We start from the raw sequence: 18,026 nt of genomic DNA on the forward strand, positions 1-18,026 counted from the left end.
CTTCATTTTTCGTCTCAAACCCATTTACATTTTTGTTAGATTTATCTAACTTTATTTGAGTAAGTAGGAGGATAAATGTCAGCCTTATCTCAATACCATGACTTAATCTTGTGCGTCGTTTCCGCCCTGGAAGCAAGAGATTCCTACACCAGTTTCCATTCCTCCCGCGTAGCGGAAATGGTGGAAGCCCTTTGCAGGTTTTTAGGCATCACCGGCGATCAGGAAGAACTATTCCATATTTCGGCACACTTGCATGACGTTGGGAAAATTGGCATACGCGACGACGTTCTTTTAAAAGCAGGACGATTGAATGATGAAGAATGGGAAATCATGAAATCCCATTCTTTGCAAGGTTACGAAATTTTACGGAAGGCAAAGCTATTTGAGAACGTAGCTATCATTGTACGCGGACACCACGAACGCTGGGACGGTAAAGGTTATCCCGATGGACTGTCCGGAGCAAACATTCCCCTGGGTTCAAGAATTATCGCAATCGCCGATTCCATCGACGCCATGATTTCAGACCGTCCGTATCGCAAGGGAATGGACGTTTCCATCTGTAAGGAAGAAATAAAAAAGAACGCCGGAATCATGTACGATCCCGACGTGGTTAAAGTCGCTTTGGAAAATTGGGATGATTTAATTAAATCGGGCACTGCCGTCTGCGCCATGCAGAGTTAAGTTCCAATTTTAGTCATGCTCTTGGCACAAATAGCCATAGTGGACGCATTATGCAAAAATGCCGACGTGGTGGGAGAAAGGAATCCGAAGAATCCACCCGCAAGCAAACCCGTATTAAAGGCGACGATGAACTTATAGTTGGATTGGATTCGATCCATCAGCTTTTGGCTCAGAACGCGAAGCTCAGCCAAGTCTTCCAGATTTTCTCCTCGGAGAGTTACGTCCGCAGTTTCTCGGGCAATGTCGGAAGCATCGCTCATGGCTACAGAAACGTTTGCGGCAGCCAAGGCGGGAGCATCGTTAATGCCATCCCCCACCATAATGACGTGTTTGCCTTCTGCTTTCATCCGTTCCACGTAATTGTGTTTGTCTTCGGGCAAAACTTGTGCGTAGAACGTGTCTATTCCCAGGATTTCAGCGGTACGTTCCGCAGCCTTCTGGCTGTCGCCGGTGATCATGACCACATTCTTGATGCCCGTTTCTCGCAGGCGTTTGATAGCGACGGCAGCCTCTTCTCGCGGAGGGTCGCTAATGCACAAGACACCAGCCAACTTGCCGCCAATACCCAAGTAGATGACGGATGCGGCACCGCCCACTTCTTCGATGGTCGCCTGCTGTTGTTCCGTCACGAGAACCTTTTCATCCTCGATTACGAAATGCCTGCTACCGATGACAGCCCTCTCACCTCTAAGGGTTGTGGCAATACCATGAGCCACAATGTACTTTACATCCGCATGCTCTTCGGCATGATCGATGCCACGTTCCGCGGCACCATTTACAATAGCGCGGGCCATGCTGTGAGGGAAATGTTCCTCGATGCAGGCAGCTATCTTTAAAATTTCTTCTTCGGAACGACCACCAAAGGCAATAATCTTCTGAAGCTTCGGTTCTGCCTTGGTCAAAGTTCCCGTCTTATCGAAAACGACAGTATCTGCCAAGGCAAATTCCTCAAGATACTTGCCGCCCTTTACGGTCATGTTCATATCCGCCGCCTCGCGCAATGCAGAAATCACAGAAATCGGGGTAGAAAGTTTAATGGCGCAGGAATAATCCACCATCAAGATGGAAACAGCCTTGGTTATGTTCCGGGTAAACAGCAATGTCAGCCCAAAACCAAGGAAGCTGAAGGGAACAATGCTATCAGCCAGATGTTCCGCACGGCTCTGGATGCCCGCCTTCAAATCTTCGCTATGGTCAATAAGTTCAATAATCTTCTGGATTTTTGTATTTCCATTAACGGCACGGACCTTTACCACAAAGGAGCCTTCGTCCAAAATGGTGCCAGCAAAAACAGTCTTACCTTCGTTCTTCAGCACCGCCTTGGACTCGCCGGTCATGGTAGATTCGTTGACAAAGGCTTCCCCTTCTACAACGGTACCGTCCACAGGAATCATGGCACCATCGCGGATTCTCACCAAGTCACCCGGCACCACGTCCTTCAAGTCAACTAAGGTGTCCACGCCATTTTTAACCACCCAGACTTTGTCCACTTTTACAGCAAGGCTGCCCGTAAGCGCTGTGCGGGTGCGAGCCTTGGTGTAATCTTCCAATAAGCCAGAAACCCCTAGCAGGAACATAACCGTACCTGCGGACTCATAATTTTTCTGGAGCATGGAGGCTCCAATGGCGGCACCATCCAGAACTTCGACGGTCAACTTACCTTCTGCAAGAGTGGATAATCCCTTAGCCACATATTTGAGGCCGCGGAAAACCGTTATGGCCGTTCGAATCGGCAAAGGAACAAACCAGCGCATCAGATAGCGGCGAGCTATCATTTTGCACAGGCTGTTCTGGAAATTGTCATCCAGGGATTGCAACTGGTAATCCGTATCCGGATCCACTTCGGGCAATTCCCTCGGTTTTAAGGCAGTTACAAAATCCAGAATCATCTGGCGATTTTCAGCAGTTATTTCTGCAGATTCATCGCTGCCATAGTTCAGCAAAAGGCTTCCATTGGCACTATGGATTACCGCAGACTTTACGCAAGGAATCCCCACGCAAGCCTTATGGATACGGCCTTCAAACTTAGGTTCAAAGGCGTAAGGACCACAGCGAAAACGGATACGCCCCGGCCGATCGTATGCGATTCTGAATTTCATAAACTTACCTACACAAGATGACTTGACAAGAAAAATTACTTGTCCAAGCCTGCTTCGGACTTGGCGTCGTTGCAAATGTCGTTAGCTTCGTCTTTCATATCCTGGAAGGCAGCCTTGGCATCGGCAGAGAACTTCATGCCGTGAGCAAGGCCAGTTACAGCAAGTTCACGAGTTTTCTTTGCCTTGAGCACTTTCTTGGTAATAGCGGAGCCAACAGCACCAGCAACCACCAACCAGAACTTTTCATTTTTGAAGATAGACATAGGTTACTCCTTGTTAATTTTTAACTAAGTTAGACACTCTAATTTTGTTAGCCAATTTAACTTTGTTAGACCAGCTAACTTTTATTTTAAGCCAAAGCTAAAGCCTTGCCCAGTTCCTGACACTTAGCCTTTGCGTCGTCATCGGGAGCATTTTCAACAGCCAAGGGTTCATCCACAAGGTTCAAGCCCGCGGCAACTGCATCCTCTTTCCAGGGAGTCATATATTCGCCGCCGCCCCAGCCGTATGAACCGAAAAGAGCCACCTTCTTGCCAGCAAGAGCAGGTTTCATCTTTTCATAAAGAGGCTGAAATTCGCTGTCTTCCAATTCTTCGGCACCCATGGCAGGGCAACCTAGAGCAAACTTTTCAAACACCGCTGCAGAATCTGCAGAAAACTCGGTGGTATGAAAAATTGAAACGTCTCCGCCGACACCTTGTGCGCCAGCAGCAATTTCCTTCGCCATCATTTCGGTATTTCCGGTTCCGGACCAATAAACAACTGCAATTTTACTCATTTTATTTTTCCTTTTTTTTAGTAAATCAACTTGCGACAGTCAAGCGTTCCAAGGAAGCACCCTGTTCAAATCGAGTCCAAAGAATCTCCTTGCATTTTTTAAAGACCTCAAAAATATGCATGGAATTTTGAACGTCGTTATAAACCTTCCAACAGCCTATTTGCTTGTAATTTCTGCCTCCGTTGGCGATAAAATCCCGCACATCATCCAAGGGATATCCCAGAAAAACCCCTACTTCATGGGGAAAACAAACAGATTTCATCATGCGCTTTCGAAACGATTTTAGCAAGGAATCCACATCGAATTTCGCATACCCGAATCTTTTCAGGAAATTCTGGATTTCACAAGAACAGGTAAGAGATCTAAGCGCACAATCCCTATAGACATAGATGTAATAACAGCCTCTTTTCTCTGCAACAACCTTGACAAAAACGCCTTTAGGATTCAAAACCTTATTCCAGCGGGAAAGAAGATTGCATAACAGAAGGCCGTCGGCAATTTCAAGGCAGAATAAATTCCCCACCTTTACGCCAGCTAGTGTAGGCGCACATTGCCGAACGAGACATGAATCAAACATTCTAGCCATAATTAGATTAGTCTAACTTCAAATTTTTGTCAAATATATCCCGCCCGCGGCATTTACCGGGGCGGGAAACCCTCCAGCTCAATGAGGTAACATAACTTCGAGCTGGCGGAGGTTTTATGGCATTTTCTTAAAAGGCGAAGACGGTTTCCACACCAAGCTGCAAGCTAATGTCGTCATTGTCGCCATAGTCATCACCCAGGGGCTTATTCAGCATACCGAAGCCGGTAATTTCAAGACCTTCTACAGGGGCAAAGTAAAGACGGAGGCCAGCAGCAAAGGAACCCAAATCCTCATCGCTATCCAAGGTGTTGCTGTGGAATTCCAGCGGGATTCCCAAGGTAAGAGCGCCCACCAAATTCAGGCTGGGTTCCACATAGGCAAAGAAGTATTCCGGGATTTCTTCACCGTGATCGATGGGAGCATCTTCGTCAAAGAGAGCGTAGAATGCGGTTGCCTTGATGTTAAAGCCACCCACTTCAAAAGAGGGTTCCACCAGGAAGGCATGAGTTGCACCCGGTTCATCTTCACCAAGGGCATCCACATGGAGACCATACACGGCGTGGAATCCGAAGCCGCCAAATTTCAGGTTGGCATCCACACCAGCGTGGAGTTCATTGTGTTTCGGTTCCTGATAGGACTTGTAATCCACATAGGGGCGCAAAGTGTGTTCACCTAAGCCCAATTCATAAGCCAAGTGAGCGTCATAGGCGACGCCTACGCACGTTTCCTCACCATCTTCTTCAGCGCAAACTTGATTGTCGTTGTCACCGCGACCAAAGCCGAGGCCAAAAACAAAACCATTAAAGTCAACTTCAACTCCTCGAATATCGTGTTCAGCCATACCAGCGGCATTGTCGGCAGGATCGTCGTAGCCGTAGTAGTTCAGGAAAGCTCCCTCAGAAAAAGTCAAGTCACCGGCCTTGACCACAAAATTTTCGCTCTTGGTGTACTGAACGAATGCGCCATTGTAAATAGCGGCAGGATCAGTAGATTCGCCATCCGCTTCCAACTGCACCTCTGCAGACCACTGGTCATTAAACTTCACACCCACATTAAAATCAAAAGTAGAGGCATAGTTATGGGACTTTGGACCATCGCTAAAAAGATCGCCGGTGTAGGCATCGAACTCGACTTCGCCAGAAATTGCGACTTCAGGGCCCTTGGATCCCTCGACTTCGCTCGGGATGACAGTCGATCGCTCTTCGGCGTGGGCGGAAACTGCGGCGAGGGAAACAGCCATAAGGCCAAATGCTAAACGAGATTTCATTATTACTCCTATTTTTTGAACATTCTTGGTAGCGGCGGTTTTAGGGAACCGTCTTTTTTAGATTTATTTAACTTTATTAGTTTAAGCTAACTAAAGGTTTGTAAATTAGGGCCGTTGGAGGAGACACGTTCCAACGGCCCCGATTTACGTTTTTGATTTAATAGCGATTCTCGATTCTTTTTCGCTAGTCTTCAAAACGCTTTTGCTTGTTTGCCTTGATACCGAAGAGCTTCAGGAAGATTCCAGTACCAATGAGGACAATCACTGCCGTGACAATCCAGCCGGTGCTTCCGCCCACAGGAATCTGGTAGAGAAGTACGGCAATGGCCCAAGCAAGGATCGTCTGAACAGTCGCCATCAGCACGCCAAGACCCAGGCCGATTTCACGAACCACCACGCCCATGGCCGCCAAGCAAGGCACATACAGCAGGATGAATACCAGGAAGGCAAACACCTGCCAGTTGAACCCGTCATGACCGCCGTTATGGAAGTAGGAGCGAAGGTTGGCGTAGATATCGGCAGTTTCGCTGAGGTCGCCTTCTTCAAGAGCGCCCATAGCATCTTCATCAAGTTCAATACCGGCAGCAGCAAGCTTTGCAAATACAGCTTCGCGAGTCTTTTCGTCACCTTCTTCTTCGCCGAAGGTTTCGATAGCGGCATATTCTTCGCAGGTCAAGACCTTGGCTTCCTGGATCTTATCCAAGGTTTCCTTCTTCAGTTCTGCAGCGCTTTGGGCTTCAAGTTCGCCAGAGGTTCCCAGGATGTCCGTAAGAGAGCCAAAGACTTCGCTGAGGTTTGCAGGGATAGAAGAAACTGCTTCAATGAATGCAGCCTTGAGATCAGGAGCACCATCTTCCTCTTCTTCTGCAGGGCATTCGTCAACACCTGCGATGAGAGGCTTTTCTTCTTCGGCGGGAGGTTCTGCAACTGCGGCGGTTTCGGCAGGTTCCGCACTGGATTCTTCGCTTGCGCTCAGAATGACGCTAGGAGAGTCGCTCAGAATGACGCTAGGAGAGTCGCTCGGAATGACACGGGATGCGGTTTCGCTCAGAATGACGTTGGAGTCAGCAGAAGCAGCAGTGCTGTCGGTAACAGCCACACTTTCTCCTTCTGGTGCCGGGGCGGTTTCAACAGCCGGGGCTTCCTCAGCGACAATTTCTGCGGCTTCAGAAGGTGCAGCGGGTTCAGCCTGAGGGCCTTCCACCGCTTCACTCTTCGGAGCCATGGAGTACAGAGAGTTCATGGTGCCGATGACAGCTTCCTTAGCCAAGAGTCCGGTAAAGAGGGAAACGGAGGCCGGCCAGTTATCTTCTTCGACACCAAAGGGTTCAAACACAGGGGTAATGGTCTTACCCACAGAAGAAAGCAAACTGTTTTCGGAATCTGCGTTACCGGCGGTAAACTTGCCATCCACATAGCCAAAGGCATTGAGGAAGCCGAGAATAGCCACGGCAACAGTAATCACCTTACCGGCGCGAAGCACGTAGTCCTTCAGCTTGAGCCAGGAATGAATCAGCAAGGACTTGATCTTCGGCAAATGATAGTTAGGAAGTTCCATCACGAAATTGCTGGACTGACCCATGAACAAGGATTTCTTCAGGAACAGACCGTAAATGATGGCGAACACAATACCCACCAGGTAAAGCAGGAACACGATGGTTCCAGCCTGCTTTCCAAAGAAGGCTGCAGCGAACAGAGCGTACACCGGCAAGCGGGCGCCACAGCTCATGAAAGGCACAAGGAATATGGTGAGGAAGCGTTCACGCTTGCTTTCAAGAACGCGAGAACCCATAATACCCGGAACGCCGCAACCGAAGCCCACCATCATAGGGACAAATGCACGACCAGGGAGGCCCAGGAATCTCATAAAGCGGTCTGCCACGAAGGCGGCGCGAGCCATGTAACCAGAGTCTTCCAGGAAGGTAAGGCAGAGGAACATGAAGAAGATCACCGGAATAAAGGTAGACACAGTCTGAATACCAGCGCCAACACCATCGGCAAGAACTGCAGAAATCCAGGCAGGAGCACCAATCACATCGCTAAGCAAATAGCCCAGGCCATCCACAAAAATGGCACCGAAAGAAATATCAAAGAAATCAATAAAGGCGCTACCGATGGTCACGGCCACCCAGAACACCAGGTACATCACCAAAAGGAAGATGGGAAGAGAAAGCCAACGATTCAAAAGGATTGCATCCAACTTATCAGAATGCGTTTTCTTGGCGCGATCACCAACGATTACCGTACCGGCGATTTCGTGGGCCATGCTGTAGCGGGCATCGGCCATGACGAATTCAGATTCTTCGCCAAGCTTTGCAGTAACTTCATCCCTGTTCAAGGCAACACCGGCAGCAGCAAACTTGTCTGCATAGCTGTTACTGTTACCCAAGTACATAAGGGCAACCCAGCGGGATTCAGCATCCAAGAGCTTTGCCACCGGAGCGACCAGAGATTCCAATTCCTTCACCACATTCTCCACCTTGTCACCATAGGTGAGACCAGCAGGGATGGCAATAGGGCTAGAGATAACATGGGCCATCTGGCTAATGAAATTGGTAATGCTCTTTTCGTTCACCGCAGAAAGAGGAATGGCGGGAACCCCGAAACGCTTGGAGAGTGCTTCAAGATCAATATGGAGACCGCGCTGTTCAGCGATATCCATCATGTTCACGGCGATGACCATAGGCTGCTGCATATCCACCAGCTGGGTGGTCAGGAACATGTTACGTTCAATGTTCGTGGCATCGACGATGTTTACAATCAAATCGGCTTCGCGAGTGAGGAGGAAATCGACAGCGGCGCGTTCGTCCTCGGAGTTTGCGAAAATGGCGTAAGTACCCGGAAGGTCCACCACACGGATGTGGCGAGCGCCCAGGTCGAAGAAGCCTTCCTTCTTTTCTACAGTGACGCCAGGCCAGTTGCCTACGCTTTGGCGCGAGCCAGTCAAGGCATTAAATAAAGCAGTCTTACCGCAGTTCGGGTTACCTGCAATAGCGATTGTAAACGGTTTTGGTGACATGATATTCTCTTTTCTTTAGAATCCCGCGGATCGGGTATTAGATTCTCTTCAGGTTCAACACATTGCCTTCTTCCCTACGGAGGGAAAGGCGGTAGTTCAAGACACTCACTTCAATGGGATCCCCCAGAGGAGCAATCTGCATCACTTCCAAAGTGACGCCGCGGACAAGGCCCATGGAAAGGAGCTTGGACTTATAACGGGCATCGCCTTCGTTGTAGCCAACAATTTCCACCTTGTCGCCTTTCTTAAGTTCAGAGAATTTCGGCTCGACGTTCCACTTTTTCGTTTTTCCGTCGCAGCCACAGCCGCAATTACAGCTCATTTTTTGTTACCCTTTGCAACCTTCAACTTCTTTACAGTTGTGATTACAGTTTCCGAAGGCTTCATGAAGTCTTCAATTTTAGACAGAGTCTCTGCCGACAGGATATGTTCCATACAGCAAGCGTCCTTATCAGCAATAGCTTCAGAGACACCGAGACGAATTAAAAAACCTTTCAGGAGGATATGGCGATTCAGCACATCGTTGGCAGCCATGCGGCCAGCTTCAGTCAACTCAATGCCGCTATAGGGTTCCTGGGTGACCAAGCCAAGCTTCTTCAATTCCAGAATGGCCTTTGCCACGGAGGGCATTTTTACCTGCAGAGCAGCGGCGATATCTTTTACGCGAGCGATACCATGGGCAAGGCGCAGCATGTGCACCATTTCCAGGTAATCTTCCAAGCTCTGGCTGAGCTTAATGTGTTCGTTTTCCATTGTTACCTCTTTTTAGTTCGAACCTTGCTTAAATACGGCTTTATTTGCGCGCTAGCCATATTTAGACAAGCCTAATTGAATTAGGCAAGACTAAATTTAGTTAACCGAGGCTAATTAGTCAAGACTAAACTTGATAAAAAATTAACTTTAACTAACTTTCGTTAAAAATCAGACTTTTACACACCCTACGTCCCCCCAGTATCTAAAATGTGTTCGTATTATTTTATTACATTCACACAAACAAGCAGACGGTTTTTAGTTAAAGCCGCCTGGGCTTGGCGGTTTCTAGGATATGAACTTTTTGAACATTGCAAAACTTATGGTCATACTGGCAGCAGCCTCTTTTGCTAGCCAGACCACATCCATTTTCGTTAAGGACCCGGCCGAACTGGAAAACCTCCAGCAGAACCTGGAAAACCTTAAGACAGAGCTGGGCGAAAGCAACCCTCAAGTGGATGATTTGCTGAATCGAGCCAGTAAAATCGCAGAAATGAACAACCGTTGTTCCATGATTTCCATCAACGACGTTCTGGACGACGAATGTAGTCACTTCTACTCGGTGGACCTTCCCGAATTCGAAGATATGTATATGGAAGTGACCGGCGAGGTGCGCCTGAATTCCGTCAAAATGGGCAACACCCTGGCCGAGCGAACCGAGCAGATCCAGGTTTGCGCTTCTGCACTTGGCGGCATTCTCGTTCCCAGGGAGCGATTGCTAAAACTGGACGGCAAAGTGGACCTGGAACCCCTTGATCTTGCAGGGGCCTTTGACGCGACCTACGACTTCACCCTGTATTTTGACCCCAGCCGACTGAAGCAGCAGAAAGCTCTAGTGGAACGCTGGATGGAAAAATGTGGCGACGTGGTGATTAGAAAGGCCGGCGATGAATTTGCCCCCTTGTTTGTCGATCGAGTCAATGCCGTTAACGACTCCCTTGAAAAAAATAACGTCAACATCAAGATTATCCTGAATTCCGAAAAGCTAGACATTTACCAGGATTTAAGCAAACCCGTTTCTGGAGCCTATTTCTTGAGCGGAGCCCAACTGTTTGACGTGGCAGCCCTTCCCTCCGGCATGGATTACGCTCACTTCGTGGTAAACCTTCGCGACCAGAAGGTGGAGCAGCCTCTGGGTACTCAAGCGAAATTGCAGAATTTTAGGGGACGTGTGGAATTTACAGCTGCCTATCAAGAAAAAGATTTGATGGGACGCTGGATATGGGGAAATCAAAAAGAAATTAAACGAGCAAAGGTCAAGGGCCAGATTGCCGCCAATGTAGTCACTGGCAACACATCCAAGCCCGCCCCCGTGGTAAAGAAGTTGGCTTCTCTTGATACCACGGCATTGATTGTTTCTGTAGCGGACACTGCAGATGTCAACGAGCAAGAAGATGAAGCCGCCAAGAACGCCGCCAAGAACGCCGCCAAAGACGCCGCACAGAACAACAGCGGTTCCAAGAAATCCTGGATTCCTACAGCCGTTGCAGGCGTGGTGATGATTGGAGGCGGAGTCATGGCCGCCGTATTCAACAACAAGGCCAAAAAAGAAAGCGAAAAGGAAGCGTCTACCCGATCTGAGTACGACGACCGTTGCGATAAGATCAAGAGCGCCCAGAACATGCGCGCCGTCGGTTTTGGCATAGCCGCCGCTGGCCTCGTAGGCGTAGGCGTAACGCTGCTTTTTTAGGACGGAGAAGAAAGATGAAGTTTTTTAGCGTAGCAAAGGACCTTGCCGTAGCCGCATCGCTTTTTGCGTTCGCGGCCTGCACCGACTATCTGGAAAATTTCCAGGACAAGTATAATGACGGCAACGACTTCGCAGAAGTGGTAAGCGGCGACGACACTGATTCTACAAGCAACAACGGTGATGTCAATTCCGCGGGCGGTAACGGCAGCGAAACCAGCAGCGCAACAGATAACGCAGCCGGTTCAAGTAGCAGCAACGCAAACAACGGTTCCAGCACTTCAAATGGAAACACCTCTTCCAGCAGCGAGCAGAAGACTGGCCTAAACGATGAAGGTTGTACGGGCACAGTCATTTACGACGCAAATAAAGACGTCAACAAAAACGTTTTTGGCAATCCGATAGAAGCGGACGACAGCGTCAGTTTCATAAAGGATGTCGGAGCAACCGCAAAAATCTACTATAGCACAAAACTTCACTCATTAATAACAGACATTGCCTCCTCGGACAACTCCTCATCAACAAGGAACATTACATCGTGGGAAGGCCTCTGCATTGAATACGCCACCGATGGTCCTGCAAACCTATACCTAGGCATTGAAAACAACTACAGACTACAAGTGCTACCAATAACTAACGGCGAAAAGAAATCATTCAACTTATCATGGGAAGACCCCAAGAATAGCAACAATATTATAAAAGGTAATTTTTCAACAAACAAGATAAAATTCCTCTCCTTCGAGAACGAAAAGTCAGACCCAACAAATATAACCGTCTCTAAAATCACAACACTCGCCAACGTCAGTTTGGAGGAAAACACCTCCACGGAGCAACACTGTACAGGTACGGCTATTTACGAAAATGGCAAATACAAATTGGGACAAGTTTTCGATGCAGATAATGTTGTTAACTTAAAAGATCTAACCATCAATAGTTCTAATAATCAAGTGTTCTTTTACCTTGATTCAGTTAAATCAGCCCTTTTGAATAAATACAGCATAATACACTGGGACGGTCTATGCATAGAATACTCAGCGACAGCTGATTTAGCCGTTACTGTACGCGATGCCGAAAAACAACAAGACCAAATCAATCATCCTCAAGTATTGAAAATTTACGACACAACACAAGGATTACTACAGTCCAGACAATTTTATTGGAACGAATGGTCTGAATCCAACGGCTATTATAGGAATAACATCATAAATTCCTCAAGCGTGATTTCATTCAGTCTCGATGATCCCAATTCTACGGGATCAGTCAAAATCAACAAGATTACCACAATCGCCAACGTGCCCGAAGACAGCCTTTTGAAGCCAGCCACTTGCGGCGGCAAAGAAATTTATAATGCAAAAAAGAAATCAAACTCTTCCTTACAAGGATACCCATTACAGATCTCAAGTACAAATCATTCAGAAAATTCCACCAAGGACGGACTCGACCTATTTTTTTCTAACGATACGACCGAAAACTACATTACCATACCTGTAGCGGATGTTTTGAGCGAAAAGACAATCGATGCGAGAGAATGGAAAGGTCTCTGTATCGAATACACTTCGGAAGACTCCTTATCTTTACAAATTTCAAAGTTAATCTCCTCTGGGTGGGAAATGGAAAATTGGGAATCGGCCGCGATTCCCGAAAGGGAAACATCTCATCCACTTATGGTACCTTTTGAGAAATTTCAAAATTTCAAAACAGCGGGTTTCAATACGTTCTTAGAAGAAATAAACGAAATCGCCCTTGTATGGAAAAACGATCATAAGACTTCTTCCAAAGCAACCATTTACAAAATCACGACAATAAACCCCAACGTCACTATACGTAATCACTTTTAATAATTTCAACCCATACGAAAAGAGAACAAAATGAAAACTTTATTTACAAAGATGTTATTGATCGCAGGCCTCGCCGCCTCTGCAGCCCTCGCCCAGGAATCCCCCGCAAAGAAGGGTCATGATGCAGGCGTTGGCGTTCGTGTCGCTTTTGATTACGACATGATGTACGGTTTTGAAGAACCGGATGACGACTTCACTGACGACCCCACAGGCTTCGGTTTTGAAGCGGGTCTTACCGCACGCGTTGAAATGGTAAACAATCTGTACTTCGTTCCGGAAGTGGACTTCAATTACAGCAGCACAAACCACAGCGCAGGCCGAAATGAAAGAACCTACTCCAGCATGAATCTGGAAATCCCCCTGATGTTCCGCGGCGTTGTAGCAGAACGTTTCTACGTGAATGCAGGTGCCCAGCTGAATCTCCGTCTCGCCAGCAACGTAGACGCCCCCACATACCACACCGACCCGATTACCCACAAGGAAGTCAAGGAAGAAATGGATGACTTCGAACAGGGAGCTTTCAGCTTCGGCATTGTGGCCGGTGGAGGAGTTTTCGTAATGGACCAGGTTAGCATTGATTTGCGTTTCTACATGGGCATGTCCGAACTGTTCCCCGACGCCGATTACATCGGCGGTGGATTCAGCAACATGGATGAAATCAAGCACCCGTCTTCCATCGATATGGCTGGTGCAAAGATGATGAGCATCAAGCTCGGCGTTAACTTCTGGTTCATCTAATCCGTTGTTTTTTTCAGCATGAAACTGCTAACCGATTTTTCGTATAGCGAATGCCTCCCCATCGTGTCTAACGACGCCATGAGGGCATTAGATAACGACACAAAGGTCTACAACACCCGAAACGATTTCGCATCGTCTGCCGATGCTTCCAGAATCAGTAACACCCCCATTGGAGCAGGTTACATCTTGATGAAGGAGGCCGCCCAAGCCCTCCGCGACACAGTGCTGGATTTTCTGAAAAAGAAAAAAATGCACAAGAGCGTTGCGGTCTTTATTGGCGGCGGCAACAATGGCGGCGACGGTCTTGTTCTTGCAAAGCTCTTGATCGAAGACGGCATTCCTTGCACGGTCTATTCTCTTGCAAAGCCCGATGCCTTCAAGGACGAAGCCCGCATGGCCTGCGATGATTTTATATCGGCAGGAGGCAGACTTCATTCCTGTGAGCAGCTCCCCCTAGCACCCCACTTTACCCTAATAGTCGACTGCATGCTGGGTAACGGGGCCTCCGGAGAATTACGTCCCGCCTTCGCACAAGCGGTAAACACCATCAACAGCTGGAAAATTCCCGTATTGGCTGCAGACGCCCCTACCGGTTATGATTCCCAGCAGCACATAATGTGCGCCCCCTGCATCCGCGCTGCAGAAACATTGCAGTTTGGCCTCCCCCGTCTGGACGCCTACACCTCTGCAGGCGCCGCCGCTTTCGGAACCGCACTTTTGGCACAGCTCCCCTACCCCGACGAATTGATCCGCAGGGTAGACGCAGGCGTATTCCTGGCCAACGAAAGCATGATTCCCGACCTTCTGCCGGAACGCAACGAAATCGGCGACAAGCGCGCCCAGGGAACCGCCATGATTATCGCCGGTTCTTCCAATATGCCCGGCGCAGCAGCCCTTTGCACCGCATCGGCTCTTAGAAGTGGCGCAGGCCTTGTCACCTTGGCCACACCCAAGTCTAACTTGCGCACACTGCAGGCAAAGCTTAGCGAGCCCGTATTCTGCGGCCTTGGAGATGACAGTTGCGATTGTCTTTCTGTAATGCACCTGATGCACCTTCAGAGTGTCGCCTCTAGGCAGACGGCCATCGCCATCGGCCCAGGCATCGGAACCACCCAGGAAACCCAGGACGCCGTCCGTATGTTCCTGACAGGCTTAAGCACCCCGGTGGTCATTGACGCCGACGCCATTAACGCCTGCGGTTCCGCATACTTCTGCATGGAAGGCGGCCCCGCCAACGCCATCATTACGCCCCACAAGCGCGAATGGGAACGCAACTTCGGACCTCTGCCGACCAACGAAAGTTACTACCCGGAATACTTGCGTCATTTCGCCATGCAGTTCCAGCTGACTATCGTGCTGAAGGGTTCCCCCATTTACGTCGCCCTCCCGGACGGTCGCGTATATGTGATTCCCGCACGCAACTCCGGCTTGGCCAAGGGCGGTAGCGGCGACGTGCTTACAGGCGTGATCGTCTCTCTGCTTTCTCAGGGCATGCCCACTGGCGAAGCAGCCGTTCTCGGTGTGCTGATTCATCAAAAGGCAGGCCGCCTGACCCGCGAAGAACTGGGGCCATTCTCCATGCTCCCCAGCGACGTTATCAAGAACTTGTACAGAGCTTTCTGTTAGAACATTCTACTTTCGAACCATGGCCGAAAAAACTTTACTCTTGCTCGACTCCTACGCTCTTGCGTTCCGCATGTTCTATGCCTATTCCCAGAACCCGCTTAAAAACAGCGCTGGCGAAGATGTGTCCATGATGCATGGCTACTGGGGCGCCGTCCTTAGGATTCTTGCAAAGCACAAACCCACCCATTTCGCCATCGCCCGCGACGTGGCTCATACAAAAACGTTCCGCCACGAACTGTACCCGGATTACAAGGCCAATCGCGGCCCCATGCCCGAAGAAATGGCCGCCCAGATGCCCCTGCTTGGAGAATCTCTGGAGGCAAGCGGCATTCCCCTTTTGTCGGAACCGGGTTACGAAGCGGACGATGTGATGGCAAGTACCGCCGTGGCTGCCGCCGAGGCCGGTTTTGACCATGTGCTGATTATCAGTAAAGACAAGGACATGAGCCAGATCGTGAACGAAAAGATTCATTTGTTCCATCTGGAAAAAGGCGCTGACGGTATTGACTTCGGTCCGGAACAGGTTCTGGAAAAGTACGGCCTTCCGCCTGAAAAAATCCGCGACTATCTGGCCTTGATGGGAGACGCCAGCGATAACGTTCCCGGTGTTCCCAAGGTTGGCCCCAAGACCGCCATTACCCTGCTTGAAGAGTATGGCGACATGGATAATATTTACGCCAACATCGACAACATCAAGAAGAAAGGTCTGCACGACAATCTGGCCAACAACAAGGAACAGGCATTCCTGAGCCGCGAACTGGTAACGCTTCAGACCAAGCGAGCCTTTAACGGAAATTTGGATGCCCTGGAATATAACGGCATCCATGTAGACACCTTGGCCGACATGTTCAAGGAGCACGAAATCAACAGTCTGTTGAGATTGCTGGAAAAAGTTCCGAGCAAGACTGGTTTTGTGAAGCCGGCAGACGCCGACAATGCCGCAGACGAAACTACTGGAGAAAACAAGGAAGTAATCCGCGTCGATTTCGATTTGCCCAAGGATATTCTCCCCACCTACATCTGCGTAGACTCCACTGAAATCTTTGAACAGATGAAGGCCGAGTTTGCAGCCGCCCCCCTGATTGGCGTAGACACGGAAACAGACGGCCTGGACCCCATGCAGTGCGGGTTGGTTGGATTATGCTTGTCTGCAGATGAAGCCAAGGGCTATTACATCCCCCTGAACCATCACGACGAAATCGGGTTCCCCCTGCCCGTGGCCAAGGGAGCCAACTTCGACATCAACGCCGTTAAGCAGTGGTTCGTTGAGATTTTTAGCCAGGATGAATCGGCAGAAGTTCAGCACACCTTTGTGTTCCACAATGCAAAATTCGACCTGCACGTTCTGGCCCGCGCCTTTGATTTGACATTACAGCAGATCGAGAAAGCAAACATTATAGACACTCTCATTGCCGCCTGGATGTTAAGCCCCGGCGAAAATGGACTGGGTCTGGATAACCAGGTGATGCAGCGACTGCAGCACGAGATGATTCCTATCGAGAATCTCATTGGCCGCGGCAAGAACCAAATTACCTTCGACCGCGCTCCCATTCCCCAGGCCACCGAATACGGCGCCGAAGATGCAGTTTACACCTTGCGCCTGTGGGCTCCGCTGCAAAAGCAGCTGCAGAAGTACGATTACGAAAAGTACTTCTACCAGCAAGAAATGCCCATGCTCAAGGTTCTGTACCAGATGGAAACCGTAGGCATCGCCGTTGACGTTCCTAGCCTTAAAACTCTGGAATACGAACTGCAACGCCGCATCGAAAATCTGGAAAAGGAAATCTGCGACATGGCTGGCTGCGAATTCAACATCGGCAGCCCCAAGCAGTTGGCAGAAGTCCTGTTCGACACCTTAGGCATGCGCCAGGTTAAAAAGCGCAGCACCGACGCCGCCGTACTGGAAGAACTTTTCTACGAAACCGCCAGTCCCTTTATTGCAGCCATTCTGGAATACCGCGAACTGAAGAAAATGCAGAGCACCTACATCAGCGTGCTGCCCACTCTGGTAAATCCAGAAACCAGGCGCATCCACACCAGCTTTGTGCAGTGGGGTACTGCAACAGGTCGCCTCAGCAGTCGCGATCCCAACTTGCAGAACATTCCCGTGCGTAGCGAACTGGGCAAAAAGATCCGTGCGGCCTTTGTTCCCCAGGATCCCGAGAACGTAATTCTTGCAGTGGACTATTCCCAGATTGAATTGCGCATGCTGGCGCACCTGAGCGGCGACGAAGCCCTCATCGATTCCTACCGCAACAACATCGACATTCACGCCCGTACCGCCGCCGCCATCTATGGCGTACCTCTGGAAAACGTCACTAGCGATATGCGCCGCGATGCCAAGGTGGTGAACTTCGGCGTGCTTTACGGTATGACCGCCTTCCGCCTGAGCCGCGATTTGAAAATTCCCATGGGCCAGGCCAAGGACTTCATTACCGGTTACTTCGACATGTTCCAGGGCGTTCAGATGTTCATCGAAAGCACAAAGGCAAACGCCCACCGCGACGGCTACGTTGAAACCCTTACCGGCCGCCGCCGCTACATCGCAGGCATCGACAGTTCCGACCGCATGGAATCCCAGATGGCAGAACGCATGGCCGTAAACACTCCCGTGCAGGGCAGCGCCGCCGACCTGATCAAGATTGCCATGATCCGCATCCAGAAGCGCATTAACGATGAAGCCTTGCCTCTGCGCATGATGCTGCAGGTCCACGACGAACTTGTTTTCGAATGTCCCCGCGACCGCGTCGACGAACTTTCCGCCATGGTCAAATCCGAAATGGAAAACGCCATGAAACTTCAAGTTCCCTTGGTAGCCAGCGTAGGCTTTGGCGAAAACTGGCTAATCGCACATTAAGGAGATTTTATGGAACCTCAAAAGAAAATGTCTAACAAGACCGCCATCGCATTGATTATCGGTCTGCTGGTTTTGTGCAACGCCATTGTTCTGCTGGCAC

General features: G+C 49.5%; 14 protein-coding genes. 6 read left to right on the plus strand and 8 right to left on the minus strand.

The features are described from left to right. The first annotated feature begins 75 nt into the window (after nt 1-75). Nucleotides 76-681 (plus strand): HD-GYP domain-containing protein, encoded by a 606-nt coding sequence (locus tag MMG03_RS05015; protein WP_073235501.1) that lies wholly within the window; start codon nt 76-78, stop codon nt 679-681. Here MMG03_RS05015 and MMG03_RS05020 read toward each other — a convergent pair. The 8 genes from MMG03_RS05020 to MMG03_RS05055 all read right to left on the minus strand — a co-directional run bounded on the left by MMG03_RS05020 (nt 678) and on the right by MMG03_RS05055 (nt 9,183). Continuing rightward, nucleotides 678-2,780, minus strand: a complete 2,103-nt coding sequence (locus tag MMG03_RS05020) for a heavy metal translocating P-type ATPase (RefSeq protein WP_249505778.1) — start codon at nt 2,778-2,780, stop codon at nt 678-680. The genes MMG03_RS05015 and MMG03_RS05020 overlap by 4 nt on opposite strands. 35 nt (nt 2,781-2,815) lie before the next feature. Beyond that, nucleotides 2,816-3,043 carry a DUF1490 domain-containing protein gene (locus MMG03_RS05025; protein ID WP_073157310.1) on the minus strand — a complete coding sequence of 76 codons (228 nt, stop codon included), beginning with the start codon at nt 3,041-3,043 and terminating at the stop codon, nt 2,816-2,818. 86 nt (nt 3,044-3,129) lie between these two features. Next, nucleotides 3,130-3,558: a flavodoxin gene (locus MMG03_RS05030; RefSeq protein WP_073235495.1), complete on the minus strand. Its 429-nt coding sequence runs from the start codon at nt 3,556-3,558 to the stop codon at nt 3,130-3,132. Between the two features lie 25 nt (nt 3,559-3,583). After that, nucleotides 3,584-4,144, minus strand: a complete 561-nt coding sequence (locus tag MMG03_RS05035; RefSeq protein ID WP_073157315.1) for a DUF3793 family protein — start codon at nt 4,142-4,144, stop codon at nt 3,584-3,586. 127 nt (nt 4,145-4,271) lie between these two features. Then, nucleotides 4,272-5,411 (minus strand): hypothetical protein, encoded by a 1,140-nt coding sequence (locus MMG03_RS05040; protein ID WP_249505779.1) that lies wholly within the window; start codon nt 5,409-5,411, stop codon nt 4,272-4,274. 184 nt (nt 5,412-5,595) lie between these two features. Further along, nucleotides 5,596-8,430 carry a ferrous iron transport protein B gene (gene feoB / locus MMG03_RS05045; protein WP_249505780.1) on the minus strand — a complete coding sequence of 945 codons (2,835 nt, stop codon included), beginning with the start codon at nt 8,428-8,430 and terminating at the stop codon, nt 5,596-5,598. 37 nt (nt 8,431-8,467) lie between these two features. Then, a complete protein-coding gene (locus MMG03_RS05050; RefSeq protein ID WP_073283939.1) occupies nt 8,468-8,752 on the minus strand; it encodes a FeoA family protein in 285 nt (94 codons plus the stop codon). Beyond that, on the minus strand, nt 8,749-9,183 hold the full coding sequence (locus MMG03_RS05055) for a metal-dependent transcriptional regulator (RefSeq protein WP_073235490.1): 435 nt from the start codon (nt 9,181-9,183) through the stop codon (nt 8,749-8,751). Before MMG03_RS05055 ends, MMG03_RS05050 begins: the two co-directional genes overlap by 4 nt. A 292-nt stretch (nt 9,184-9,475) precedes the next feature. Here MMG03_RS05055 and MMG03_RS05060 point away from each other — a divergent pair, with 292 nt between their 5' ends. From MMG03_RS05060 to polA, 5 genes are read left to right on the plus strand one after another with little or no spacing between them, the layout of a single operon-like run. Next, nucleotides 9,476-10,870: a hypothetical protein gene (locus MMG03_RS05060; protein ID WP_249505781.1), complete on the plus strand. Its 1,395-nt coding sequence runs from the start codon at nt 9,476-9,478 to the stop codon at nt 10,868-10,870. A 14-nt stretch (nt 10,871-10,884) separates the two neighbouring features. Then, entirely contained in the window at nt 10,885-12,705 is a 1,821-nt protein-coding gene (locus MMG03_RS05065) for a hypothetical protein (RefSeq protein WP_249505782.1), read from the plus strand. 30 nt (nt 12,706-12,735) lie between these two features. After that, nucleotides 12,736-13,443, plus strand: a complete 708-nt coding sequence (locus MMG03_RS05070) for an outer membrane beta-barrel protein (protein WP_083538158.1) — start codon at nt 12,736-12,738, stop codon at nt 13,441-13,443. Between the two features lie 18 nt (nt 13,444-13,461). Next, nucleotides 13,462-15,069 (plus strand): NAD(P)H-hydrate dehydratase, encoded by a 1,608-nt coding sequence (locus MMG03_RS05075; protein WP_249505783.1) that lies wholly within the window; start codon nt 13,462-13,464, stop codon nt 15,067-15,069. Between the two features lie 19 nt (nt 15,070-15,088). Then, nucleotides 15,089-17,926 carry a DNA polymerase I gene (gene polA / locus MMG03_RS05080; RefSeq protein WP_073283946.1) on the plus strand — a complete coding sequence of 946 codons (2,838 nt, stop codon included), beginning with the start codon at nt 15,089-15,091 and terminating at the stop codon, nt 17,924-17,926. Nucleotides 17,927-18,026: the final 100 nt, after the last annotated feature.

It is taken from the genome of Fibrobacter sp. HC4 (genome assembly GCF_023373925.1).
Taxonomy (GTDB): Bacteria; Fibrobacterota; Fibrobacteria; order Fibrobacterales; family Fibrobacteraceae; genus Fibrobacter.